We start from the raw sequence: 1,237 nt of genomic DNA on the forward strand, positions 1-1,237 counted from the left end.
ATCGCCCCAAATATCTTTAAAAAATACATTTCGGAGTGCTTGAGATTGTACCAGGCCATAACCATAATGTGCCTTCTCGATACTGCAGTTTCTAATCACACCTCCATCTGACATCACATACTTACCATTGTATTGGGAATAGCCCATAGTGATAGCTGAAAACTTGGTGTTGTCATCAATAACATCGATGTCAGATACTAAAAAGTTTTTAGTATTGATTAATGTAATCACTTTCACATTTGGATTTCGTGAAGTACTCACATCAACAGTGTATTGTCCGCTCTTCCCTCTGATACTCACATTTTTGGTAAGCTCACCATCTTTGCCAATATTAAAAATACCGAAGTTTTTGTCGTTTCCTGGGTCGGTGGGGTAGATTGTAGCGTTTTTATGGATGACCAAGTGAATGTTTGACTTTACGTGAACTTCCTTGAAGAAATAATCCCCACCTGGAATATTGATCCTTCCTCCATTTTTAAGTGCTGTGAGATCATCAATGGCCTGTTGAAGCTTTTCTGTATCATCCTTCGAGTCTTTATTGTTGACATTGTAATCTTCCACAAGATCCACCACTCGGTCTACAGTATTGAGTTTGTCGGTGTAAAAATCGCTTTCATTTTGTGCAGAAAGGGTAGCCCATGAGTATAAGGCAACAAGTGTTGTAAGTAAAATTCGTTTCATTTCATTTAAAATTTAAGTAAGTAATTGCTACACTGTAAACTAAATTATCGTCAACCTTCAATCGATCTTTCTACATGAACTTATAGAATAAACTTCCAAACTTCCTTCTTCTTCATTTTTGTCTTAACACAAAAACGAAGCAAAAAAGTCAAGGCTTTGAAGTCAAAACTACCATACAGGTTAGGTAGAGAGTCCATTGGAGTGGATGTTAAACGTTAGCGTCATTCATGTCCTACAGGTCATCAAAAAATCTCCTGGTTGCTAGATGTTATAAATATTCGATAATTTATTTTACAGAAATATTATTGTTGATAAAGCATAGGCTTCCAGGGATAGTAATTACAACACCATTTTTTGTGCTTTACTACCTGGTTACAAATGCTGAGATATGAGGATAAATCACTCCAGATATTGAAGTGATTTATCCTATTGGGAAATGGCTTAGGATTTATAAGTACTAGGACAGAAGAAAAGGGATAATTTTAGCTTGTTATTTTTTATTCTAATCAAGGCAGATTTGCAGAGCATAGCCTTAGTTACGCGATAAAAATCTAAC

1 protein-coding gene is annotated in these 1,237 nt (G+C 35.7%); it reads right to left on the reverse strand.

Features of this window, described 5'->3' with window-relative positions; all coding sequences use genetic code 11:
• Positions 1 to 681, reverse strand: a 681-nt coding sequence (locus tag AVL50_RS12100; protein ID WP_216639041.1) for a glycosyl hydrolase family 28-related protein, incomplete at its 3' end; no start/stop codon positions are given.
• Positions 682 to 1,237: the final 556 nt, after the last annotated feature.

It is taken from the genome of Flammeovirga sp. SJP92, from assembly GCF_001583495.1.
Classification (GTDB): Bacteria; Bacteroidota; Bacteroidia; order Cytophagales; family Flammeovirgaceae; genus Flammeovirga.